We start from the raw sequence: 23,766 nt of genomic DNA on the forward strand, positions 1-23,766 counted from the left end.
CCAGATCGATGCAGCAGAAGGCTCCTAGCCCGTTGCGCCGAACCGTCTACCTGGCTGTGCCCGGCAGAGCCGGGCACAGCCAGGTAGACGGTTTCGGACATGCTGGCTGGTGCGAAGTGCGCATCGCCCCCGCCCCATCCAGTCATGAGCCACCCGCCAAGGTGTCGTGACGGACTCGTCGTTCTCGCGTGCCGGTTCCCAAGCCGGACCCGGGCTGCGACCTTACCCTCAGCCCCGCTTCCCCCGACCTACAGGAGACAGTGTTGCGGTCGATCGGTCTTCCCTTGTCTACCCGACGGCCCGCCACTGCCCTGGCGACCACCGTGCTGGCATTCTCCACTCTCATCGGCGCCTCCCCGGCGGAAGCCCAGGGGGCGGGCGGGAACGGGGTCTCGTGGATCCGGGCGTGCTCGACGCTCGCAGCCGGTGACACTGTGCGGTGCCACGGGCTCCAGGTCACTAACACCGTCCAGCGCATCGCCCCGTACGGTGTTTCGCTCAACGGCGCGCCAGGCGGATACGGCCCCGCTGATCTGCTCGATGCGTACAACCTGCCGGCCAACGGCGGGGCGGGGCAGACCATCGCTGTGATTGACGCCTATGACCACCCCAATGCCGAGGCCGATCTCGCCGTCTACCGCGCACAGTTCGGCCTGCCCGCCTGTACCACCGACAGCGGCTGCTTCAAGAAGGTCGACCAGAAGGGCGGTACCCGCTACCCGCGCAAGGACGCCGGCTGGGCAGGTGAGATCTCGCTCGACCTCGCAATGGTTTCCGCTATAGCCCCCAACGCAAAGATCATCCTGGTGGAGGCCAAGAAGGCGACCCTGGCCGACCTCGGCACCGGCGTGAACACCGCGGTGCGCCTCGGCGCCAAGTTCATCTCCAACAGCTACGGCGCCATCGAGGCCTCCTCGGATCCTGCCCACGACGCCTCGTACTTCGATCACCCCGGCGTTGCCATCACAGCCTCCTCGGGTGACTCGGGTCTCACCGTGCAGTACCCGGCTGCTTCCCGGAAGGTCATCGCCGTCGGTGGTACCGCGCTCTGGCGTGACTCCAGTGCCCGTGGCTGGAGTGAGTCGGTGTATGCCAACGGTCCTGCGGCTGCCGGCTCCGGCTGTTCGGCATACGGTGCCAAGCCCGTCTGGCAGAAGGACACAGGTTGCGCCAACCGAACTGTCGCCGATGTCTCCGCGGTCGCCGACCCGGCAACCGGCGTCGCCGTCTACCAGACGTACGGAGCCAAGGGTTGGGTCGTCTACGGCGGCACCAGCGTCGGCGCACCGATCATCGCCGCGGTCTATGCCGATGCCGGTGCACCCACGGTGAGTTACCCGGCAGCGAATCCGTACGCACACCCCGCTGAGCTCTTCGACGTGAGCAGCGGCGCCACCGCGAACTGCTCGCCCGCCTACCTCTGCACCGGTACCGTCGGCTACGACGGACCCACCGGCCTCGGCACACCGAACGGCATCGCTGCCTTCGCCGGCTGATCGTGACGGCTGGTGTGATGCGCGCAAATCACGAGGGTAGGCGTCCGCTACGGTGCTCGCCCCGCGCACACGCTCTGAAGTGGTCCACCTGGCGGTGGACGGCGTCAGGCCGGTCGCCGGCCGCTGCCACTACCAATGGCGGCTTCACGCGATCGCGGGGCGGCCCGTGAGGACCGCCCCTGATGACCCATGCTCACAACCGACCCTTGTCGCCACCCAGCCCCACCTCAGCTGAGCGGCGTCGGTACTAGATGTAGGAGCAGCGCTGGTACCCCTTGCCCAGGATGTAGATCGTGTAGCAGTTAGGCGTCGCGGCCTGGATGGTGCTGTTCCTCTCGGAAGGTACAGCGCTCGCTGAGGTGCTGCCGAGGACTCCGGCGGTGCCGAGGCCTACGGCAGCGCAGATGATCATGGTGGTGAGGGAGCGGCGCATGGGGTTGTCCGTTCGTGTGTTGCGGATGCCGCTGTGCGGCAGGATGTGAATGGTTGGCAACGCGACTTCTTGTGGATCGTCCGACAGCATTGGGGCACCCATGGCCGTGAGATCCCTGCCGGTATCGGGTGCAATCGATGCGGAACCTGGCGGCTGCGCTTGCTGGTGCGCATATGGTGGCCCTCTCGGAGTGGGCTGGTCTATGGGTCCCCTGGATCAATTCCTCCAGCGCCTCGGGCTGCTGCTCGGGCGCGTGCGACCAGGGCTGATGAAAAGTCGCCATGGTCAAGTAAACGTGCTGGTCAGGCGAAAGGAGGGCAGGACCGGCGGCCGGGCGAAAGGCTCGGTTGAAGCGCCCCTTGGTGAGGCTCACCGGCGAGGCCTCGGAAAATTGGGCCCTCCGGGCGTGCCTATTACGTCGGGAGAGGTCGGAAGGTGTGCGGCTGGGCGATCCGGCCGTGGCGGAGCGGAGGCTGTTCGGCCGGTTGGTCGCCTTCTCGACGGTGTCGCGTTCTTGTGGCGCGCCTCGAAGCGGTGGCCGGTCGCTCTGCCGGCCCCGCTCGTCGCGATCGGCAGTCTGACCGGGCTTCTCCGGGATGACGTACCGCCATGTCCCGCGCCTGCGCAGGTAGCTGAGGATCCCGCGGTTGCTCTGAGGCTGTTTCGTCCACGGCTCGTGCCACTCCGGCAGGTCCCGGTACGCAGCCTGCCCCGACTCCGGGTGCTGCCTTCCGCGCGCTACCTGCCGATGGTCCCCGCTGGTTGCCGCGACGATCCACTGCTGACTGCTGGAAGCGGCTCCAGTTGGTCGCTGAACGTTCGTCAGATCACCGACTTGCCAGGTCTGCCCGCGATTCAATTGATCGCCAGTCGCCGCCCATTAGATCACCTGATGACATAGTTCGTAGACGGTGCAAATTGATCCACTGGACCTATTTAATTGCCGCTATGCGATTGTCATTGACTCGCCCCACAGGAGGCTGCTTCCCTGGTCATCCCTCGTAAGGATTTCCGGATGATGAACGGAATCATTGCGGTGCGGTGAAAGGAGAAGCTTAATGTCCCCAGTGAAGCGGTTCGTTGGTGCGGGTGTTGCGGTCTTTGCCCTGCTGACAGGGGGTATCAGCATGGCCCCTGCAGCTTCAGCCATGACCACCCAGACCACCTGCTCCAGCGTTGATGGCGGGAGGCTCTGTCTCACGCGTTCGGATGCGGGGTACAATGCGAGTTTCCTGAATCGGAGCGCATATCCCAAGCGTCTCCACTTCTACCTGGTCTGCAAATCCTTTCGGCCTGGCGCTGGCGGCACTGCCCTGCTTTCAGATCGAGGGTCCTTCATTTCCTACCCGAACCACGTCAACAGTTTCTTCTTCAATGCCTCGGCGGTTCCCGCGGGCGGCATTTGCTATCTGGGTATGAGTGACCTGACCTCAGGCGTGGTCAGGCAGTACCGTACAACGTCACTCTGATCCGCCCCGAGCCGACGACCCCCGTACCAGGCATAGCACCCAGGAGCGGGAACAGGGGCCGGACGCCATCACAAGCAGGCGCAGCACGTGCATCAGCCGATGATTCTCTCGGCTGATGCACGGCCTGGCGGCCGAAAGCGGGCGGAATCAGCCACCGCTCCGACAGCAACCCGCATCGCCCGCTGGGACACCGCGTCCCACCACCGAACCGGAGGCCGTGCCGTGCGCAGCCTTGTGAGCCGGAGCAGCGTGAGTGCCTCGCCACCGCCTATGCGGAGGGCGATGTGGTCGTACCGTTGGGCTTGGGGAACGGGCTTGGCGGTGATGGTCATGGAGCAGTACGCCGAGGTCGGGCCTGTGCCGTTCATGGTCTGCGCCGAATGTGCGCGGCCAGCGCCGTGGAATCCGACGACCTTCTGCGGCTGGGCCTGCTACGACGCCCGGCCCCGCGATCCCGAGTCGGCCCCGCTGGTCCTGACGTTCTTCCTCGGCCTGGGCCCGTCCACTCTGACCCGCCACAACCCCAACCCCTGACCGAACGGCGGGCCGGCCTCACCGCCGGGCCCATGGGTGGAGGGGGCTCGGCGAACAGCGCGCGACCGACTGCCCGCCCGAGCCGGATGCGGCAGCGCGAGCCCTTTCCGACACCGGGTGGCTGCTCCCGAGGCAGGTCAGTCGCAGTCGCGGCAGATCTGGTCCTGGTTCTTGATGCGTGCAAGTCGACTGAGGTGGTGGACGAGGAAGCAGCTGCTGCAGGTGAACTCGTCCTGTTGCTTGGGGAGCACCCGGACGCTGAGTTCCTCGTCCGAGAGGTCCGCGCCGGGCAGCTCCAGGAGGTCCTCGGCTTCGAGCTGGTCGTCCTCGCTCGTGCGCGGGATATCGAAATTTGTGGCCACTGCGGGGATCCCCTTGCGGTGAGCTCGATGGTGGGCGCGGCAGCGGCCAACGCGCGCCTGCCAGCCGCTTCGAGGACGCCACCGGTTCGATGAGAGCACAAATGGGGCTCTTGTGCTGGACCTGTGGGTCGGGTCATGCGAGTTGGCGTCGGGGCAGGGTGGGGCGGTTGCCGCCGAGGCAGAGCATGACGAGGGCGATGACGGCCTCGGCGGAACGGAAGCCGAAGCCTCGGCGGATGATCAAGCGGGTCTTGGTGTTCGTCGACTCGATCAGGCCGTTGGACAGCTTCTCGATGATCGCGTGGAGGATGGCCTCGTAGTGGCGCTTGATCTTGCGAGCGAGGTCGGTGAAGGCCGGAAGGCGGCACCGGGCGGCCCAGGACAGCCATCGGTCCAGGGCCTTCACCGCGGCCTGGACGCCCTCCTCGGCGGCGATCCGGTAGATCGTGCGCAGGCCCTCCTTCAGCAGGTAGGCGCGGTGCAGGCGGGGGTCGTTGGTCGCGATCCAGGCGAGTTTGACCTGCTGGCGGGGCGTGAGGTCCTCGGGGTTCTTCCACAACGCGTGGCGTGAGTGCTTGAGGCGGCGGGCGAGTTCGGGGTCGGCGGCCTCGCGTCGTGCCCGGTTCCACGCGGAGCGGCGTTCCTCGTCCAGGGCCTCGGTGGCCCAGGCCACGACGTGGAACGGGTCCATGGCGCGTACCGCGTTGGGAGCGCGCTCGGCGACCACGTCGGCGATCCACTCGGCGCCGTCGGCGCTGATGTGGGTGAGCCCGTGCGCGCGGTCGGCGCCCAGCACGTCGAAGAAGGAGCGCAGTACGTCCTTGCCGTGGCCGTCCGCCATCCACACCACCCGTCGGGAGTCGTGGTCGACCACGACGGTCATGTACTTCTGCCCGCGCCGGTAGGAGATCTCGTCGATGCCGACACGCCGCAGGCCGGCGAGCCGGTCGATCCCGGCGTCGGCGTCGGCCTGGTGGCGGGTGATGATCGCGCCGACCGTGCGCCAGGCAGTCCGCATCAGCTGGGCAGTGGCCGCCTTGGAGCATTCGGTGGCCATCCAGGCGACTTGCTGATCGAAGTCGCGGGTGTGCCCGGCGTCGTGGCGGGCCCAGGGGACGGCGGCGACCACCACCCCGTGCCGCCGGCAGGTCACCCGGGGCGCGTCGGCCTCCAGGTAGAGCTTGAGGCCGGCAGCGTCCAGGTGACGCCAGCGCCGACGCCCCGCACCGGCGTCGAACCCCGGACAGCGGCTCCCACAGATCCCGCAACGGCGACGCGCCCGAGACCTCGGCCGGACCGCGACCACGATGACCTGCGCATCTACCTCGAACCGCACGTCCTCCGGCACCGCCTGCTCGCATCCGACCAGCGCGTTCAATACCGTGGTGAACCGCACGCCGTTCTCCCTGCGCAAACCGATCTCGGGCCTCAACACCTCAAGATCTGCACAGGGGACGGCGTGTACTGCGTCAGGCGCTCCTCAGCGACCCACAGATGGAGCACAAGAGCCACAAATGGGAGCACAGGCCCGGCAGACGCGGCGAGACCGCGTCCCTTGGCCACGTGGGCACATGAGGGCGCAGGCGCCCGGCTCGGCTGAGCTTCGGCGATCAGTCAACTGGTCCGCAGGCGCCACGACCTCCGGGTTCCACGTGGCGGGCTGGTGCAGGTGACGTTGGGGTGGACGAGAGGTTGTAGACCCCGTCCGTGGCGTCTGCGGTCACTACCCAGCCCTTTCCCCGCGTAGGCGAGGGGCGCAAGGTCTATCGCGGCACTGAAGCCCGGCTTCGGCCCCCCAGGCGGCAGCGCACCCGCCCAGCCCGGCACGCCGGCACCATGGGGAGCGCCCGTGGACGACCAGCCGGGAAGGCGGGCAAGGCCCGGATGCGCGCGCGGCTACTGCTCGGCGCAGCGGCCGGCCAGCAGGCCACCGTCGACGGCCGCTACGGACCGACTACAACCGCCGTGGCCAAGGCTTTCCAGCAGGCCAAGGCCGCGACGATGGAGGGGTGCCGTGGCGCCGCGAGCGGGCCTGCATGGCGGTCTTCTCGTCCACGCTGAGCACCACCGACCCGGGCGGACGATGCAGGTAGAGGGCGCACACCTCAGCGGCCTTGCTGTGGATCTCCGGGTCGTCGGGGCGGGTGAGCCAGCCGCGGACGAGGTGGGGCTTGAGGTCCAGGTCGGCCAGGATCCGCCCGATCTGGGAGGCGGAGCGACGGGCGGCAAGGGACTTGGCGATCGACCTGTGGGTCCATTGACTGTCGGGGCGGGTTTGACGGACGTCACCGCGGCGACGATTGCAAGGGGCACCTCGGGCCCGTAGCGACGTGGGCGGCCGGGCCTGCTGCGGTCCTCCAGAGCGGCCGTTCCCTCGTGGTGGAACCGTTTGCGCCAGCGCCTGACGGTAACGATGTGCAACCGGTGGCTGCGGGGATAGCCGCGCTGGAGACACCGTCGGCGGCGGCCAGGGCCACCGCAGCTCGCTGGATGCGCCGCAGAGGCGCGGTGCGCGAGTGGACCAACTGTTCCAGAGCCGCCCGCTGGTTCTTGTCCCAGACCACCGTGAACGGGCTGTGCGCCGGCAACTGGGAGCACGACATCCTCGTCGAGGCCGTCACCGACGCCGAACCGGGTATCGCCTACCCCCGCTGCCTCACCGGCCGCCGTGCGTGCCCGCCTGAGGACTGCGGCGGGATGTGGGGGTACGAGTACCTGATCGAGATCCTCGCCGCCCCCGGCCACGAAGAACACGACGAACGCCTCGAATGGCTCGGCCTCGACACCGCCGACCAGTTCGATCCCGCTGCCTTCGACCTGGCAGAGGTCAACAGCGCACTGTCCGGCTTCGCGGCCATCCTGATCGAGAACTGACGCCCCACCGTGTGGCATCGAACGCCCCGGCCACCACGGCCGGGGCGATCCTGACCCTCGCAGGATCAGTGGGGCGCTGCACTAGTGTCCCGCGCCGGACGGATACCGGCGTAGCGACCGGCTCCTACACTACGGACTGCGCCACCCACCTGGCCATCGACGCCGACTTCGGTCCCGCCACGGGCCAAGTCCTCTGCTGGCTCCAGAACTGTGCGCACCTCAACGTCGACGCAAGGATCGGGGACGCCACCTGGCGGGCCCTGGACAACCCGCCCCGCTGCTGTGGATGAAGTGAAGGGGCCAGCGGCCGGCGATTCCCGGACGGCCGACCGTGGCCTGCCCAAACTCTCCCTGCTCCTTCCGGAGTTGAGGGCGATCTGACACGGGCCTGCAGCGAGATTAGTGCCGCGGTCCGGCCCCAACCGGCAGCGCTGCGGCGGATGGTGGGTCGGCAAAGGGACAGAGGCTGGATCGTAGGCAGTGCCAAACACCCTGAAGGGCCAGAAGGGCCCGTCATCGGACGGCCCGTGCGGGACCCGGTGTTGGATCTGGGAGGATCGGTGGTGGTGCGCGCCGCACACCATTGCCCGCGGCGCGCACCACCCTGCGTAAACCTGGGATCAGCGGGCGACGTGGACCTGGTCGCCGCATCAGCGACGTTGTCACCCGCACGCCCGGTGTGCCGCCCTCCACCGGATGCCATCCGTAGAACAGCGGGATGGGCGTCCACCCCGTACGCGGTGACGCCCGAGAGCGACCCCACCCGATGGGAGAACACCACTGGCTCGGGCAGTACCAGCAGCCTGGTCGGGACCGGTGGATCCGTCTCCCGTTCGAGCGTGGCGGTACCGGCTATGTCGAGCGTCGTCGCCGCTGCCATCACCGCGGCGTGTGCGGCTGGAGAGATGACGAACACTCTCTGCTGCACAGTAGTTCCTTGTGTCTGGCGAGGGCCCACTGAGCGTACTCGTCCATACCTCCGTACAGTGGCGGGGACGCCGACGCAGCCATGGAGACGGGCAGGGCGTGTTGCCGCGCTTGGTGGTCGGTCAGCCCGCCGGTGAGCACGCTGCTCGGGAGGTATCGCCGAGCGCGTGACGGGTGTTTTGCTCGATCGTGATGGCCGTGAACGGGTTGTCCACGGTCTCGAGCCTGTCCCGGATCATCGCGTGGGCCCGCCGGGTGACACGCGTCGCGGACCACTCCCCCACCTGCTCGACCGCTCCCATGCTCGCCTTCCCCACCTGGTTGTTCTTCCCCTGCCGGTATCTGCCCGAGACCTTGCCCTTCCCGTCGGAGCCGTAGGCGCCCGTACCCCGATGCGCCGCCAGTGCGGCGCCGAGTCGGACCAGAGTAGGTGTGGCGATGTTGGAGGGCCTCTGTGTCTTTCGTCAAGGACGTGGTGCCGGGTTTGGTGCTGTTTGGGGTGGTCATGCGGCGAGGGTGACGGCTGGGGTTCGGGACTCGTAGAGGGTGCCGTCGCGGAGCATGGCGAACAAACAGGACGCTGATGCGTTGGCGGGCGAGGCGGAGGAGGGCCTGGGTGTGGGTTTTGCCGCAGGCTCGTTGCCGGTCGTGGTAGGTGCGGGAGGCGGGGGCGGCGTTCATGCAGGCGAAGACCGAGAGGAACATGGCGCGCAGGGACGGGATGACCACGTCGAGTGTGCCGGCGCCGGGGACGACCACGGTCTGTTCGTCGAGGGCGTCGAAGACGTCGTCGATCAATCGCTGGGCCATGCGCGGGGCTTGGGGGCGGATCAGTTCGACCAGTCTGCGGCGTCCGGCTTTTCTCAGTGCCTGTTTGCATTCCTCAGAGCAGCGTCAGCCCGGGTCAGGAATCGAACAGGGATCAGGTCAGATGCCGCTGACGAGTTGGATCGGCGTTGTGAACCGAACACCTGATGCTGGTCTCGCAGCGGGGTAAGACCCCGGATCTCCTCGCCGCCGAGCAGGCAAAATCCCATAACCGGTTGAGCCTAACGACCCAATCGGGTAGGGCAATGGGCCCAAATATCGTACACCGAGGTTGACCGTCCCATGCGCAGAGCACCAACTTTAGTCCACGCCTCGGTGTCGTCACGCGAGGTTGGCACATTAAGGAGGCATTCTTGAATTCCCTACGGCGTATTGCCGGAACTGCCGCTGCGGCCCTCGCTCTGGCCGCGGGAGGGATCACCCTAGCTCCTGCAGCATCGGCAGCCCAAGTGGGGGACCGGACATGCAGGTCGGTCGATGGTGGATATCTCTGCAACATCATGATGGCCAATGGGTGGCAGGCAAGCTTTCTGAATCAGAGTACCGCAACCAAGCATCTCGACTTCAACCTGAACTGCTACTACGACTACCCCAGTACGACGACCTTCCGACTCGCTGACCAGGGGAGCTTCTACGCGCCCCCCGGGCAGGTAAGGAGCTACGTCTTCCCTTGGCGCACCTACTCCAACCTGAATTGTTCCGTGATGATGCACGACCTAGCGACCGGCGCATGGTACTCGACTGGATACCTCTCGGGCCCAATCTGATCCGCACCATGGCGGCTGTAAGAAGCTGATCGCACCCGGCAGCTCGGCCGCCGCACTCCATCGGGCAGTGCTGCCCGTGGGGGCTCGCCAACGCGTGGAGTCCGCCATGTGGCGGACCCCACGCGTTGGCGAGCCCCCGTCCTGTGACGGGCGTGGCTTCTTGAGTACCTGCGTTCAATCCTCCGGACAGCGTTAGCCCAGGTCAGAAGTCGAACAGGGCTGGGATCAGAGGCCGTCGGCGAGCCGGATCGGCGTGGTGAGGAGCAACAGCTGGCCGACCGCGGCGGCGGGCTGGAAGTCGAAGACGCTGGTGAACGGTCCAGTGATCAGCAGCAGGTTGCGATGCGCATGGACCGTCTTGCGCCCTTCGCGGGTGGCGGCGGCCTCGCCTTCGAACCAGGTCGGTCCCGCCGGGCCGGTGGATGGTCATCCGGTAGTCGTTGAGAACAGCTGACCAGGCCGGTTGGGGGACCGACGGCCAGCGCGGGCGCGGTGTCGCGGTCGGCCCAGCCATCTTCGAGGACCGGGAGCCAGCCGGGGGCGGCGGGTCAGGACCAGGACGGGACGGTGGTCGGGCATCAGCTCGGGCCAGGGCCTGCAGCGCAGGGCAGGGCCGCTGATCATCTCCAGGCGGCCCACCACACTCCCGGGCCCGGCCCGCTCATCCCGTTTCCGAACGAACAACAACATCATCGGCCAGCTGGCAACCTCAGCGCCGGGAATGGGCTGACGGGCCGCCAGGGGTGATGGGAGAGTGGAGCCGAGCCGGTTTCGCGAGGTCCGGGACCTGTTGTTCCCGAACATTCAGTCCCGCTGGCTCTCGCGGGATGCTGGCTGGCCCTTGCGGCGGGACTGTCTCTGGGTGATGCGCCTGGTCATCAGGGTGATCGCGGCCCAGGTGATCAGTGACTCGCTGTGCTGGACGAGGCGTTCGTAGTCTCGCGCGTGCCGGCGGGCGTGCATATCCCAGGCGTGCGTGCGCTCGACCACCCAGCGGCGGGGCAGGACGACGAACCCCTTCGCGTCCTTGGGCCGGTTCACCGTCTTGATGGTGAGGTTCAGGTACTTCTTCGCCCAGGTCACGAGCTGTCCGGCGTAGGCGGAGTCGGCCCAGACGATGGTCATCTCCGGGTGCATCAACCGCAGCCGGAACAGCACTTCCTTCGCCGCGTTGCGGTCGGTGATGTCGGCGGGGGTGACCATGACGAACAGCGGCAGGCCCTTGGTGTCCACGACCAGGTGCCGCTTCCGCCCGTTGATGTCTTTTTCGCCGCGTCGTAGCCCCGGCTGTCCCGCCCGACGGTCTCGGCGGCCTTCACCGACTGCGAGTCGATGATGGTGGCCACCGCTCCGGGGGACCGTCCCATGTCGCGCCGGACACGCTCGCGGAGCCGGTCACGGATCTGACCGATCACCCCGGCCGCCGCCCAGCGGGCCATGAAGCCATAGGCAGTGCGCCAGGGCGGGAAGTCCTTCGGCAGCGCGCGCCACTTGCATCCCGTGTCCACGACGTACCGAATCGCGTCCACGATCTCCCGGCGCGGGTGCTTCTCCGGCCGGCCACCGGCCTTCGTCTCGCAGGCCGGGGTCGGCAGCAGGGGTTCGATCAACGCCCACTCGTCGTCCCAGGTGTCCGAGGGATAGCAGCGGCGACGCACCACGAACTTCCCTTCCCTGATGTCGAGTTGGCGGTCCGGCCGCCTTCGGCGGCCGGACCCGGTGTTCATGCGTCGCTGTAGTCGGCGATCACGTCGAGCGTGGATTCAACCGAGTTGAGCTGGGTGTTCAGGTGCTTGATCCACCGGCCCTTCGGTTGCAGGACCGCGTGCGGGGCGACGACGCCGGTGATGAACCGGCGGATCTCGGTGAGCTTCCCGCGGATCACCGCGACCTCGTATGCCTGCAGCTCAACGGGGTCGGAGCAGAACTTGTAGCCGTCCGCCCGGTTCCAGATCAGGGGTGGCCAGCCCTGTTCGGTGATGATGTCCCGCAGGCAGGCCAGGCCCGCGCGGACCTGGCTCGTGCTCAGGGCGGAAGCCCTGCCCAGCTGATCGAAGGTCAGCCCGGCCGGCCTCGCCTCGAAGAGTACGAAGCGGACGGTGTGGGCGTGCCGCTCGGCGGCGAGCGACCTGCGCTGTGAGGCGCGAGGCATCGCCTACTCGCCTTGCAGGAGCCGCGCCAGTTCGTCGTCGACGTCGACCTTCCCGGTGTCGACGGCCGTCTCGATCCAGTCCAGCGTCGCCCGGACCCGGGCGACGTTCTCGTGGATGATCACACGCTCGTCGTCGCCGAGCTGGCGGTCGCGCAGGCCCGGGACGACCCGGCCGGAGGCGGCGACGAACGCGTGGCAGGCCGTGATCAGGTCCAGGAACTCCACCGACCGGTCGAGTCCGCGGATCGCCGGCGCGACGGGGCTGCTCTGCTCGAAGTGCTCGCGGGCCTGCCGCCCGCGCTCGTTCTGGGCGTTGTTGACCTGGTGGCGGGCGGTGTCGTCCGACATCGCGCGGAACGCGACGTCCGGTCGCCGCAGCAGGCCAGCGGTCACCTCCGCGGCCACCTGGTCGTCGCGGGTAAGCTCCTCGACCACCCGCACCTTGTCCTGCTGGGCGACACGGGCGACGACTGCCGGGCGCCGCAGGAAGTCCGGAGCGACCGCCGCGGCGACCTTGTCGTCGCGGGTAAGCTCCTCGACCACCCGGACCTTGTCCTCCTCCTTGACCTGCGCGACCACGGTCGGGCGCCGCAGGAAGTCGCCGGTCACCGTCGCGGCGACCTCCTCGTCCTGGGCGAGGGAGTGGATGGCGCTTACCTTCTCCTGCGGGGTGATCGGCTTCGTGACCTGCCAGCCGACCCGGCGCTTGGCCTCATCCGGCGTCCAGCGGGACTTGCCCTCCGGCGGGGTGAGGATGGCGGCGAACCGTTCCTCCTCGTCCTCGATCCGCGCCAGGATCCGGTGGACCGTGAACGACACCTTGTCCTGCCGGCGCTCCTTCGGCCACTTCGACGCCACCCACCGCACCGTTGACACGGTCTTGTAGGTGAGACCGATGTCCTCCGCCAGGCGGAACACCGACTCCTTGACCGTGAAGAGCCCCTCGCTCCGCTCGCCCTGGGCGTACTGGTCGCGCATCGGCTCGATCTCCAGCGCGCCGTCGCCGATGACGAACTGGCCCCTCGACTGGGCCTCCACCACCTTGAGCAGCTCGGCCACGATCTGCTCGTAGCGGCTCGTGCTGACGCTGCCGACCCTGTCGGCCGTCTCTATCTCCTCGGGCATGGTTCACCACCAACCCGCGGGCCGGGCACGGCCGTTGGCCGCACGGGACAACGGCCCGCTTCGCCAGCAGAGTCGAGCCGGTAATACGTTGATCACAACAATGGGCGTTCAGATGAACGGACCTGACCGGTTCCGACCGAATGGGCCGTTCGCTCAACGGTCAATGTGACCGTTCACCGAACGAATCAGTCCGGGCCCTCCAAGCCCTCGTCACGCATCGCCGCGAGCAGTAGACGGCGTTCGATCGCCGATCCACCCCGGCCACCCACCGCTCGCTGCACTCCGGGCACTCGACCCGACCGGCGCCGCTGATCTCGGCCGCCACCCGCTTGCGCAACCGGCGGTCAACCCGCCACTGCCTGGCACGACACGCAGTCGAGCAGTACACGGCATCCGGCCGCGACCCCGGCCTCAGCCGTACGTCACAGCCCCTGCACTTCCGCTCTCCGACCCGCCCGGCGCCCTCGGACACCAGACCAGGCTAGGGCTCCATGCTACCCAAAGTGAGGGTTCAGACACAGGCACTCAGGGCGGCCGGGGAGCCGTGGCGCTCAAGGAGCCAGGTGACGGCCTGGTGGTCGAGGCGGGGGCCGAGGACGCGCTCCAGGCTGGGGTGGCACTGGGTGAGCAGGCCGCGTATCCGGTTGGAGGTGCGGGTGGCCCCGGCGGCGAGGTCCTGGTCGAACCCGGTCAGGACGGTGAGCTCGGCGGTGATCTCGTCGGTGAGTTCCAGCGAGCGCAGGGTGCGGGCCGCGTCCGCGATCACGGCGGCGCCCTTGGCGTCGGTCTTCGCCTCGCCGGGGTAGAGATCGGCGATTCGTCGCATGGCGAGGCCTGGAAGGTAGGCGACCTGGCAGCCGGCGTCGCGGGCGACGGTCAGGGGCAGGGCGCCGATGGAGGCGGGCTGGTCCACGATCACCAGGACGGTGCCGAACTTCGCGGTCAGTTTCTCGAGGACGGCCCGCAGTTTCGGCTCGCTGTTGGGCAGCGGTTTGTCGAAGACCTTCTTGCCTGCCGGGGTCAGGCCGTGGCCGTGGTGAGCGGTCTTGCCGACGTCCGGGCCGAGGAACACGCCCACGTCTTCGGTGTTGAACATCGCACCCTTCCAGGGGAGTCGGACGGGCCGGCCTTGGTGGTGGTGTCGTACGCGCGCATCCACGTTATGCAGACCTGTCGCCCGCGGGCCGTCCGGCATTGCGCCGGACCGGGCGGTGGCCGGACCTCTCATCAGCGTTTCCGACGGCACCTCCCGGGCCCGGTGACACCACCCCCCCCAGGTCATCTCTTCGACAGGGGGACACAGTCATGCCGGGCCCGGAGGCCAGCGGCCCTCTTGCAGGACCGCGAAAAACATAGCGGGGGGCGTCCGCGTGATGGATGACGTCGTGGTGGTCACCGCGGTGTTCGAACCGAGCGTGGTGCTGGTTGCCACAAATCGCGAAGGCATCCGGTCAATGCGTTTGGGCCGGATAGTTGTCGACTCGGGCCCTGCTCATCGGTGGTCCGTGATCCAGTGGTCGCGGTCGGCAGCCACTGGCAGCTGCTACCTGTAGCGCCCCGTCCTACAACGCACCTGACGGATAGTGCCAAGGCGCGGGCATTTCGGCTTCAGGCGGCGCCCCGGAGAGGGCGGGAGCACTATGGTCCGCGAGTGGCGTCGCGCTTAGGATCGCTCTCACAGAACATGTTGCTTCGTCAACTATGTTGAAATTCAAGCGACACTGTTCCCTTCGAAGTTCACTAGGGCAGTCCGTCAGCCAGCTGGCGTGATGTCCGAATCGTCGGGCGCAGCCGCATCCTGCTGCCTCGGCACTGCGGGGATGTAAACGCCGTTACCTCAGAGCGTTCCCCACGACTGTGACCCCGGCGTCGGCCACGGTGTAAACGGCGTTTACATCGCCGAGCGGGTGCTGGCTTGTCCGACGCTTGGAGAACCGCCCCGCCATGGTGTCCCGTCCGGATCCAGGAGGCTTCATCCGGCTCAAGTTGTCCAGCTGGCGCCTTCGCGACGGATGGTCTCAGCTGTGAACTGCGGGCTGATGTCCTCTTGACCGGCTATGTACAGCCGGACGGCCGACGGGATTCGATGATCAGGAGCCGGGCCAACCCGGACGTGCCGCTCTGGGTGTCCGGGTGAAGCTGCCGACCTGCTCCTGAAGCTCCAGTGTCAGGTGAAGCAGCGCCAGGCACTGACTGTCAGCGGACACAGCAGACTGGCCCAGGCGCGAGTTCCGTGAAAGCCGCCCAGGAATCCTGGGAGTTGGCGATCATGACCGGATGTCTGTTGCTGAGCTCCGGGCTGGCCCGTCCCCCACAGTTCGCGCTGCTGCAGGTGGACTTGATCAGAACGGTCGGCCGGTCGATTCGGGTGCATGTCCGGGGCCGGACATCGAGACTGGCGTGCCCGGGCTGCGGGAGCTGGTCCGAGCGTGTTCACAGCGGCTACGAGTGGCAGATGAGTGACAGGGCGGTCTTCGGACAGGATGGGAGGCCGTCATGGGGCCTCACTCCGCTGGAGCTCCGGCCCGGTCGATGGGCATGTCGAACGGATCATTCTGTGGAATCGAAGCTGTCAAGTGCCGCCGAGGATCCTGCCGCTTCCTTTGCGGGTGGCCGGTTGGGCCGCAGGCAGGGAGACTCAGCTGCTGCGGACATGGGGATCTCTGGTTTCAAGCCGTCCTTTCTGGTCGGGATCGCGGCTGTTCTGCAGGCCACGGATCACGTCTGGCGACGCTCGTTGGTGGGCGGCTGACGGGGTTCGCCTTGGTGCGCTTCGTCGAGGACGGAGACTGGTTTGCCGACTGGCCGTTGGTGCTGGACTTCGACGGCGCCCAGGTGGAGGTTTGCCACTCGAAGCTCGATGAACTCTCGATCGGCTGGAACACGATCAACACCGCAGCGACCATCACCGGATGGGAGTGGTTCGAGCTCACCCCCCAGTGGTCTCACAGCGATGAACGCCTGGAGCGTTCGTCGGCCAGGAACTGCGCGAGGTCGCGCTGCTTGAGTGGCGGCCGACAGACCGTGACCTGGCAGCCGGAACGGTGGCGGTGGAGTTCGCCTTCACCGAGAGCTGTTTGCGGATCGTCAACGGCCTCGACGAGAACCGCATCGAGGTCGGTGCGGCCCAGCCGGACTACATCCGACACAGGCTGGACCGCTGATCGCTACTACTCAGTCGGCTTCTGGTTGATCTCAAGGACAGGCAGCAGGGTGGCCTGCGCTGAGATACCGATCTGCCGAGGAGTCGGCCTGCCGGTGTGGGGACGTCGTAGAGCAGCTTCAGTAGCTGGTCGACGGACGGCTTGTCCGTCGTCGACGGCGGCGCGTTCGTCGTCGGTGAGGGGGATTGGTCGAGAGCATCTCCTGCAGGTTCTCCTTGGCCTCCCGGAGCTCGCCCTTGCTGGATGCTTGGGGGTGTAGAAGTCGTAGCGTGTGAAGGCCAATCGATGCTGGCACCGCTCGAAGAAGGCGTGACTGCAGTAGCCGTGTCCGAGGTCGTAGTGCTGCCATGATTCACCGGCCGCGGCCGGCGCCGGAGGCGTCAGCGTCGCGGTCGACCAGGACCTCGATGGTGCGCACGTTGCGCTCGAAGTAGCCGGCTTCGGAGTGTGCCTTGGACAGGGTGTTGGGCGTGATCTTCGGGTTGTACTGGGTGGATTGCGGGGAGTGGTGCCCGAGCCAGGCCTGAAGCTCGAACAGCGTCATCGATTCTTTGGCGTTGTAGAGCTGGCTGGCGATGGTGGACCGGGCACGGTGGCTGGTGATGTTGCCGCGGACGTCGGCGGCCGGAACTCCGGCCTTGCGGCGGAGCATCGGGATGATGGTGTTGTTGACGTAGCTGGTAGAGACGTGGCGGGCCCGGCTGGCGAACTGCGGGTCGACCAGCTCTCCGGTGCGGCGGTCGGGGAACTTCGGCTGGTCGGGGTGGGCGGCCTGCCAGGCATCGACGATCAGGTCGCCGCCACTTCCAGAAGCCTTCAAGGTCAACCGCGACCCGGGCGAACCCCGAGCCCAGTTGAACGCACCGATATCCGAGCTGGGACAAACATCCGAAACGGTTCCAGGGTGTGCCGGCCCCGATCCAGTCCGACGACAACAGGGTTGTGGAGCGCACGCCCCCGCGGACGAACGGCTACGCCAAAATGACCCTCGCTGACGCCTTCTGGATGGAACCCACGGTCGGCGCGAAGCGCGTGAGTGGAGCACTGCCTTGGGCCGCGCCGCCGTGGAGAGACTTTGAAGGCTGCTGACGTAGGCACCTGACGGCGCCGCCCTGGAGAGTCCGTGGCTGCGTGGCCGGTGAGGGGATCTCACCGGCCACGATTGGCCAGGCGCGTCCTTTCGCGACTACGGACTCGCCCTGGCTGGCGTGCACCCGCAGTTGGCCGCTGGGGTCTGGGTGAAGTCATGCGACTTCACCTCCCGAGCCACGAAATCCGAATTCTCGGGCGCAGCCGCATCCCGCTGTCCCGGCACCGCGGGATGTATACGCCGTTTACACCTGAGCGCTCCTCGCACTCTGGCCTCCGTTGGTCGCAGAGTAAACGGCGTTTACACCGCCATGGCGGCTACCGGATCTGATCGCGGTGCGCCGGGCTTCAGTCCGGTGGTGAAGCGATTCTGAGTGGTGCTCTGACCGGGGTCGGAGCACCCTCTCGCGCGGTGGACCTCAGCTAGGCAGGCCGGTTCTGCTGTTCGATGTACTGGCGGACTGTCGACTGGGGAGCGCCGGCGACCGATCCGGCGAAGTAGGAGCCGGACCTCAGGCGCTGTGCGCGCCGGTAGTGGCGAACCAGTTCGGGGTACTCTCCCCCAGCCTGCGGCCGGGAGGTGCCCCCGGGCGCATCCGGCGGGAGCTGACGCCCTTGAGGCTGTTGACCAGCTTCGACAGGGCGGCCTTCGGCGGGAAGTCGACCAGCAGGTGGACGTGGTTGTTCTCGCCGTTGGACTCGGCCAACTCCACCTCGAAGTCCGCGCGGACGCTGCGCATGATCTCTTCGAGGCGCGTCAGGTGCCGGTCGGTGAACACCTTGTGCCGGTACTTCGTCACGAAGACCGAGTGCGCGTGGAGAACGAACGCGCAGTGCCTGCCTGTTCTGATGTTCTGATACTCAGCCATGAACCAACACGGTACGGTGATCATCGTGCGGCTTCGGTACTCCTTCCGCCTCTACCCGAACGGGTCTCAGCGTTCTGCGCCGACGCGTGCGTTCGGGTGTGCGCGGGTGGTGTACAACGACGCCTTGCGGGCTCGTGAGACCGCCCGTGCGGACGGGTTGCCGTTCCCGAGGACCGGTGACCTGTCGAAGGCGCTGATCACCGAGGCGAAGAAGACCCCCGATCGCGAATGGCCCGGGGAGTTGTCCGCCGTGGTCCTGCAGCAGTCGCTGCGGGACCTGGACACCGCGTACCGGAACTTCTTCGACGGGTTGAAGGGCAAGCGCCCGCGTACGGGCGCGCCCCGCTTCAAGAGCCGCAAGGACAATCGGCAGGCCGTCAGGTTCACCGCCAATGCCCGGTGGAAGATCACGTCGGGCGGTGACCTGTCGTTGCCGAAGGTCGGCGACGTGCGGGTGAAGTGGTCCCGCGTCCTGCCGTCGGAGCCGTCCACGGTGACCGTGGTCAAGGACGCCGCAGGGCGGTACTTCTGCTCGTTCGTGGTGGAGAGCGACCCGGACACCGACCTGACCCGCATGCCCGACACGGACGCGGTGGTCGGGATCGACCTGGGCCTGACGCACGTCGCGATCCTGTCCGACGGCACGAAGATCGACAGCCCGAAGTTCCTGCGCCGGGCCGAGAAGAAGTTGAAGCGCGCGCAGCAGTCCCTGAGCCGCAAGGCCAAGGGCAGCAACAACCGAGGTAAGGCCCGGCTCAAGGTCGCCGAGGCACACGCCAAGGTCGCCGACGCGCGGCGCGAGTTCCACCACCAGCTCTCGACGAAGGTGATCCGCGAAAACCAAGCGGTCGCCGTCGAGGACCTGGCGGTCAAGGGACTCGCCCGCACCAACCTGGCCAGGCCCGTCCACGATGCCGGATGGTCCGCGTTCGTCACCATGCTGGAGTACAAGGCCGCCCGGTACGGGCGCACCTTCCTGCGCATCGGCCGCTTCGAGCCGACCTCGCAGGTCTGCTCGAACTGCGGCGTCAAGGGCGGACCCAAGCCCTTGGACGTCCGCGTCTGGCAGTGCCAGGGATGCGGCGGCCGGCTCGACCGGGATGTCAACGCGGCGGTCAACGTCGCCAAGGCCGCAGGACTTGCGGTCTCAGCCTGTGGAGCGCAGGTAAGACCGGGACTCCTCCCGGCACCACGCAGTGAAGCAGGAACCCGCCTGAGCGCCGCGCCATCCGCGCGCAGCGTGGAGGGAATCACCGCACGTTAGGGCGGTGAGGAAGTCAATTGACCGGACTCCATGCGGGCCGCTCTACCCTGGCAGCAGCCCTGCCTGACGGCCTGCGCCGCTCCAATTGCTCGTCGGTCGTGAGCCTGCCTGCCCGTGCGGGGAGCCGGCTCTGTATCCGGTATCACGGTGGCGATCCATAGCTCCGCTATGGCGGCGACGATCACGGCTGGGTTTACTGCGAGCGTCAGGACTGCCGCATGGCTAGCCTGGTGAGCCGGGACTGGTTGGCCGCGCTCCTCCCTCGGTGTCAGGACGGAAGTCTCTGCTGGCAAGAGGACCGATGGGCAGGGCCGCCGACATCGGTCGCTGCGGGCAGCGAGAGGCGGGACGATGGTGAGAGCGGAGCAGGTGTCGGCACAGGCGGTGGGTGGGGCCCAGGCGGCAGGTCGAATGAAGCCATCCGGGTCACTTCTAGGGACACGCTCCCCGAATCCTCGAACACGGCGGCATCCCGCTGCTCCGGCACTGCGGGCGTGTAAACGCCGTTTACATCCTCCTCGGGGACACCTGTGCTCGGAACGGACGGCTCAGGCGTCGCGTTGGTGTAAACGGCGTTTACTGTCCCGTCCGACTGAAGTTGTCCAGTGATCACGTGTTGGCCTGCGGCGGGACAACTTCACCCGGACACCCAGAGCGGCACGTCCAGGTTGGCCTGGCTCCTGATCATCGAATCCCGTCGGCCGTCCGGCTGTACATGGCCAGTCAGGAGGACATCGCATGTCGACAAGCCCGCAGCTCACAGCTGAGGCCATCCGTTGCGAAGGCGCCAGCTGGACAACATGAGCCGGACGGATCGGCGAGCCGGACAACTTGAGCCGGATGAAGAGCAGCGTTGAGGTCGCGGTCATGCAACACAGCGCACACCGAACAGGCCCACTCGCAGGTCCTTCTCGATCGCGGCCTGGGCCAGGCCCTCGGTGAAGTGGCTCTTCCCCGTCCCGGACGGGCCGGCTATCACGAGGTTCTCCGCGCGGCCGATCCACTCCAGGGTGACCAGGGAGTTCTGGGTGGGTTCGGGAATGGTGGAGTCCTCGGCCCGCCAGGAGGCCAGGGTCTTGCCGGTGGGGAAGTTCGCCGAGTGCCGACGAAGGCGCCGGGTTGCAGCGTCCCGGCCGGTGACCTCCTCGGCGATCAGCAGCCGAAGGACCTCGGCGGGGTCCCAGCGTTGCGCGCGGGCGGTGGCCAGCACGTCGGGTGCGGCCTTGCGCATATAGGGCAGGCGCATGCGGCGCATCAGCTTGTCGAGTTCCTCGGGGATGGCCGGCGGGTTGGGGAAGCTCACGAAGGGGCCGTTCTGTTGGGGTGACGTGAAGTCAGGACGTGTTCAGGGACAAGATCGTGGTCACCGGCCCAGGGCCTGCCAGCCGATCGTTCCGCTCTGGACCGAGTGGGCCTCGTCCGCGCGCACGACCTCGCCGGCGGGTTTGCTCGCCGCGATGTGCTCCAGGATGGAGACCAGGTCGTCGTCGGCGAAGCGCCCGGCAGCAGCTGCCAGCCCGAGGGCCTGGTCGACCCGGTCGCTGCCCAGCACGGCGGCGAGCTCGACGGCGCGGGCCATCTTGGCGCGGATGCGGGAGGCACCTGCGGGCCCGGCCTCCTTCAGCCAGCGTCCCGCTCCGGGGCCGATGCCCACGAACGCGATCTCCGCCTCCGAGCGGGGCTGCAGCCGGGGCTGGTGGACGCTGCGGCCGTCGGGGTGGTCGGGGTAGTGCGCGTCGATGATCTGCGGAACCCCGGGAGTGGAGAGCTGGTGGCGCCAGATCTCGGACAGGTCCCCGGAGTGGGTGCGGGCAGTGATGGACAGCTCCTCGCCGACCACCCGGCACCAGACCCGGGCTCCGGTATAGCCCGGCGGGGTCGAGTAACGCACAGAGTTGAAGCTGATGGTGCGATCCGAGCCCACCACCCGCTCCTCGCCCAGCGCGAGCGCCAGCGGCTCGGCCGGCAGGACGTGCAGCGTGGTGCGTTCGATGTCGAGGCGGTCGACGGGTATCTGTCCCGTTGCTCGGTGGCGGCGCGTGTTCACCGCATCGCACCAGGTCAGACAGGCGTCCGCGAGCTCGGCGAAGGAGTCGTAGGCGGGCAGCAGGTTCGCGTCGGTGGGCACCAGGTCGGCCTTCGCGATGCGGACCGTGGCCTCCGCCCCGCCCTTGGACTCGGGGTCGTAGGGCACGCAACTCACGACCTGGCAGCCGTAGTGCCGGCCTGCGGCGACCATCTGCGGGTGGCGGACCGGGATCCCGGCGATGTGCTCGACGGTGACGGTCTTCGCGTTGTCGGTCAGCACGTAGGTCGGCGCCCCGCCGATACGGCGCAACGTGGTGTCCAGGCAGGCCACCAGGGTGCCCAGCGTGCAGTCCCGGACCGGGATCACCACCCGGAAGCGGGACCAGGACAGCCACGCGCAGAACAGCCAGGTCCGCCGCCCCGCGATGCGCGGGCCCTGTCGGGTAGCGGGGACGCATTGCTGCGTCCCCGCCCCCTCAGAACCGGGCGAGCGGGTTTCCCCGCACCTCGGCTCAAGCAAGCCCCGAGGGCATTGCGGTGGATGGAACCGAACTCCTGCGCTGCCGGACCATCAGGCTCCGGTTGCAGGAGGCGTGAACGAGGCGCGTTCGATTCCCGTCCGATCGGCCGTCCCGCCCATGGTGGGTGAGATAGTCGGCGGCGATCGCCCGTTTGACGACGTTCAGCCACCACCGCTCCCAGTCCCGAGGGGACCGCGGGGGCTGGTGGGGGCTGAGCAGGTGGTCTCCGCAGAGCAGGCACCGACCGCCCTGCTCGGAGAGCAGGCGCAGGTTGTAGCCGTCCAGCGGAGGGGGCACCTTGCGTCGTCGGGCGGCCCAGTAGTCGGCCAGGTCCGGGTCATCCGGGGATGCCCGACCGGTCACCAGCTGATGCCGGACGATGGTGGTCCAGGAGAACTTGGTCAGGAAGGTGATGTCCCCGCGATCGTTCACGCTGTGATCGCGGGCACCGAACACCCACCAGTCGTTCCTGAACCGGTTGAACCGGCCGAAGTAGCGGCGAGCAATCCACTTCTTCGACTTGTTGGGATGGCTGTGGCAGGCCCACCGGTAGGTGAGTTGCCACGTGTAGTGGTCCAGCCTGCTGAACAGCGCACTGGACACCACCCCCCGGTAGTAGGCAGCCCAGCCCCGGATGATCGGGTTGAGCTTGGCGATGACCGCCATCGCGTTCGAGCCGCGCAGTGCACGCACCTCGTCGGCGAGCCTCTTCCGGATGCGCCTGACCGCGTCCTGGCACGGTGTGATCAACAGCTTGCCGGGCCGATCCCCGCGCCGGTACCGGCGCAGGTTGAACCCCAGGAAGTCGAAGCCCTCTTCGAGGTGGACGACCTGCGTCTTGTCCTCGTTGAAGACCAGCCCCCGGGGCGCGAGCCATTCGGCGAGCCGTGCCTTGACCTGCTGGGCCTGCTGTTCGGAATGACAGCAGACCACCAGGTCATCGGCGTATCGGACCAGGATCGGGGAGTTCGCCTTCGCGATCCCGGCGTGAACGCCGCGCTCGCGGTAGCGGACCCCTGCGGCCTCCTCCAGGCCGTGCAGGGCCACGTTCATCAACAAGGGGCTGACCACGCCGCCTTGGGGAGTTCCCTCCTCAGTGCGGACGAGCATGCCCTCCTCGACCACCCCGGCCTTCAGCCAGCCCCGGATCAGATCCCTGGCCGGGAACGAACCGAGGCTCTCCAGGAGCCGGACATGGTCGATCTTGTCGAACGCGGCCGACAGATCGGCGTCCAGAATCCACACCCGCTGGGTCCGGGACCCTTTGAGCGCGTTGTAGAGGGCGCCGATGGCATCGGCACAGCTTCGACCGGGACGAAATCCGTAGGAGCGGGACTCGAACCGGGCTTCCCACTCGGGCTCCAGCGCGTTGCGGACCCGTGCCTGGTGGCACCGATCCATGATCACTGGGATGCCGAGCGGACGCTGCTTGCCGTTGGCCTTCGGGATGAACACGCGTCGAACCGGAACCGGGTCCCAGGTCGAGCGGTCACGGTGCACTCGCTCCGCGACCTCCGCCCTGGACTGCGACGACAAGGCGACCTCGCCGTCGATCCCGGCCGTCCGACGCCCGGTGTTGCGCTGGGTCACCTGTCGCACGCTGATCAGCGTGTTCGACCATGAGCCCAGCATCATCTTCTGCAAGGACCGGACGCGGGCCCAGTCCTCGTTCCGCGCCGCCTTGAAGATCCGGTGCCGCAGCCTCGTTACGTTCTCCTCGTGGTGCCGCCAGACGACGGCGTCCCACTCCAGACCGCCCTCGGGTCCGTTCACCTCAACGGTGTCCAACTTGTCCCTCAGTTCGCAAGGTCGCAAGACCATCTGTTCAAAGGCTCACCTGCCCACGTCAGCGCCCTTTCGGGCC

The 23,766-nt window shown here is 67.7% G+C and carries 15 protein-coding genes and 5 pseudogenes; 5 read left to right on the forward strand and 15 right to left on the reverse strand.

The window, feature by feature from the left end:
• The first annotated feature begins 326 nt into the window (after positions 1 to 326).
• A complete protein-coding gene (locus OG689_RS40920) occupies positions 327 to 1,496 on the forward strand; it encodes a S53 family peptidase (protein WP_266328387.1) in 1,170 nt (389 codons plus the stop codon).
• A 247-nt stretch (positions 1,497 to 1,743) separates the two neighbouring features.
• Here OG689_RS40920 and OG689_RS40925 read toward each other — a convergent pair whose 3' ends face one another.
• Complete coding sequence (locus tag OG689_RS40925) at positions 1,744 to 1,989, reverse strand: hypothetical protein (RefSeq protein WP_266328148.1); 246 nt, start codon at positions 1,987 to 1,989, stop codon at positions 1,744 to 1,746.
• Positions 1,990 to 2,987: 998 nt separating this feature from the next.
• Here OG689_RS40925 and OG689_RS40930 point away from each other — a divergent pair.
• Both OG689_RS40930 and OG689_RS40935 read left to right on the forward strand, forming a co-directional pair.
• Positions 2,988 to 3,398: a hypothetical protein gene (locus OG689_RS40930; RefSeq protein ID WP_266328149.1), complete on the forward strand. Its 411-nt coding sequence runs from the start codon at positions 2,988 to 2,990 to the stop codon at positions 3,396 to 3,398.
• Between the two features lie 315 nt (positions 3,399 to 3,713).
• Entirely contained in the window at positions 3,714 to 3,932 is a 219-nt protein-coding gene (locus OG689_RS40935) for a hypothetical protein (RefSeq protein WP_266328151.1), read from the forward strand.
• A gap of 137 nt (positions 3,933 to 4,069) precedes the next feature.
• Here the strand turns inward: OG689_RS40935 and OG689_RS40940 are convergent, their stop codons facing one another.
• From OG689_RS40940 to OG689_RS44970, 3 genes and pseudogenes are all read right to left on the reverse strand, one after another.
• Positions 4,070 to 4,303, reverse strand: coding sequence for a DUF4193 family protein (locus tag OG689_RS40940; protein WP_266328389.1), 234 nt, complete (start codon positions 4,301 to 4,303; stop codon positions 4,070 to 4,072).
• Between the two features lie 124 nt (positions 4,304 to 4,427).
• A complete protein-coding gene (locus OG689_RS40945; RefSeq protein ID WP_266328087.1) occupies positions 4,428 to 5,690 on the reverse strand; it encodes an ISL3 family transposase in 1,263 nt (420 codons plus the stop codon).
• 500 nt (positions 5,691 to 6,190) lie between these two features.
• Positions 6,191 to 6,703 (reverse strand): annotated as a pseudogene (locus OG689_RS44970) (helix-turn-helix domain-containing protein); the annotation flags it as partial.
• Between the two features lie 15 nt (positions 6,704 to 6,718).
• On the opposite strand from OG689_RS44970, the gene OG689_RS40950 reads away from it, so the two are divergent.
• Positions 6,719 to 7,168, forward strand: a complete 450-nt coding sequence (locus tag OG689_RS40950; protein ID WP_266328153.1) for a plasmid pRiA4b ORF-3 family protein — start codon at positions 6,719 to 6,721, stop codon at positions 7,166 to 7,168.
• A 1,049-nt stretch (positions 7,169 to 8,217) separates the two neighbouring features.
• On the opposite strand, the gene OG689_RS40955 is transcribed toward OG689_RS40950, so the two are convergent.
• The 8 genes and pseudogenes from OG689_RS40955 to tnpA all read right to left on the reverse strand — a co-directional run bounded on the left by OG689_RS40955 (position 8,218) and on the right by tnpA (position 18,089).
• Positions 8,218 to 8,397 carry a hypothetical protein gene (locus OG689_RS40955; RefSeq protein WP_266328155.1) on the reverse strand — a complete coding sequence of 60 codons (180 nt, stop codon included), beginning with the start codon at positions 8,395 to 8,397 and terminating at the stop codon, positions 8,218 to 8,220.
• A 201-nt stretch (positions 8,398 to 8,598) separates the two neighbouring features.
• Positions 8,599 to 8,965 (reverse strand): annotated as a pseudogene (locus tag OG689_RS40960) (IS110 family transposase); the annotation flags it as partial.
• A 1,529-nt stretch (positions 8,966 to 10,494) separates the two neighbouring features.
• Positions 10,495 to 11,348: pseudogene (locus OG689_RS40965) on the reverse strand (IS5 family transposase).
• A gap of 65 nt (positions 11,349 to 11,413) precedes the next feature.
• Positions 11,414 to 11,842 (reverse strand): RacP protein, encoded by a 429-nt coding sequence (locus OG689_RS40970; protein WP_266328157.1) that lies wholly within the window; start codon positions 11,840 to 11,842, stop codon positions 11,414 to 11,416.
• A 3-nt stretch (positions 11,843 to 11,845) separates the two neighbouring features.
• Positions 11,846 to 12,967, reverse strand: a complete 1,122-nt coding sequence (locus OG689_RS40975; protein ID WP_266328159.1) for a DUF6192 family protein — start codon at positions 12,965 to 12,967, stop codon at positions 11,846 to 11,848.
• A 526-nt stretch (positions 12,968 to 13,493) separates the two neighbouring features.
• Positions 13,494 to 14,063, reverse strand: a pseudogene (locus OG689_RS40980) (IS110 family transposase); the annotation flags it as partial.
• A 2,420-nt stretch (positions 14,064 to 16,483) separates the two neighbouring features.
• Positions 16,484 to 16,951 carry a hypothetical protein gene (locus OG689_RS40985; protein ID WP_266328161.1) on the reverse strand — a complete coding sequence of 156 codons (468 nt, stop codon included), beginning with the start codon at positions 16,949 to 16,951 and terminating at the stop codon, positions 16,484 to 16,486.
• 692 nt (positions 16,952 to 17,643) lie between these two features.
• A pseudogene (tnpA, locus tag OG689_RS40990) lies at positions 17,644 to 18,089 on the reverse strand (IS200/IS605 family transposase).
• 25 nt (positions 18,090 to 18,114) lie between these two features.
• Here tnpA and OG689_RS40995 point away from each other — a divergent pair.
• A complete protein-coding gene (locus OG689_RS40995) occupies positions 18,115 to 19,353 on the forward strand; it encodes an RNA-guided endonuclease TnpB family protein (protein WP_266328391.1) in 1,239 nt (412 codons plus the stop codon).
• Between the two features lie 865 nt (positions 19,354 to 20,218).
• Here OG689_RS40995 and OG689_RS41000 read toward each other — a convergent pair.
• The 3 genes from OG689_RS41000 to ltrA form a co-directional block, all read right to left on the reverse strand.
• Complete coding sequence (locus tag OG689_RS41000) at positions 20,219 to 20,656, reverse strand: ATP-binding protein (RefSeq protein ID WP_266328163.1); 438 nt, start codon at positions 20,654 to 20,656, stop codon at positions 20,219 to 20,221.
• Positions 20,657 to 20,716: 60 nt separating this feature from the next.
• A complete protein-coding gene (locus OG689_RS41005; protein WP_266328165.1) occupies positions 20,717 to 21,751 on the reverse strand; it encodes a hypothetical protein in 1,035 nt (344 codons plus the stop codon).
• A gap of 142 nt (positions 21,752 to 21,893) precedes the next feature.
• Positions 21,894 to 23,675, reverse strand: a complete 1,782-nt coding sequence (gene ltrA, locus OG689_RS41010; RefSeq protein ID WP_266328079.1) for a group II intron reverse transcriptase/maturase — start codon at positions 23,673 to 23,675, stop codon at positions 21,894 to 21,896.
• Positions 23,676 to 23,766: the final 91 nt, after the last annotated feature.

It is taken from the genome of Kitasatospora sp. NBC_00240 (assembly GCF_026342405.1).
Taxonomy (GTDB): Bacteria; Actinomycetota; Actinomycetes; order Streptomycetales; family Streptomycetaceae; genus Kitasatospora.

Excerpts from the sequence above, each read along its gene's own strand:
- OG689_RS40975 (WP_266328159.1), bottom strand. The coding sequence starts at position 12,967 with ATGCCCGAGGAGATAGAGACGGCCGACAGGGTCGGCAGCGTCAGCACG.
- OG689_RS40930 (WP_266328149.1), top strand. The coding sequence starts at position 2,988 with ATGTCCCCAGTGAAGCGGTTCGTTGGTGCGGGTGTTGCGGTCTTTGCC.
- OG689_RS40970 (WP_266328157.1), bottom strand. The coding sequence starts at position 11,842 with ATGCCTCGCGCCTCACAGCGCAGGTCGCTCGCCGCCGAGCGGCACGCC.
- OG689_RS40955 (WP_266328155.1), bottom strand. The coding sequence starts at position 8,397 with ATGGGAGCGGTCGAGCAGGTGGGGGAGTGGTCCGCGACGCGTGTCACC.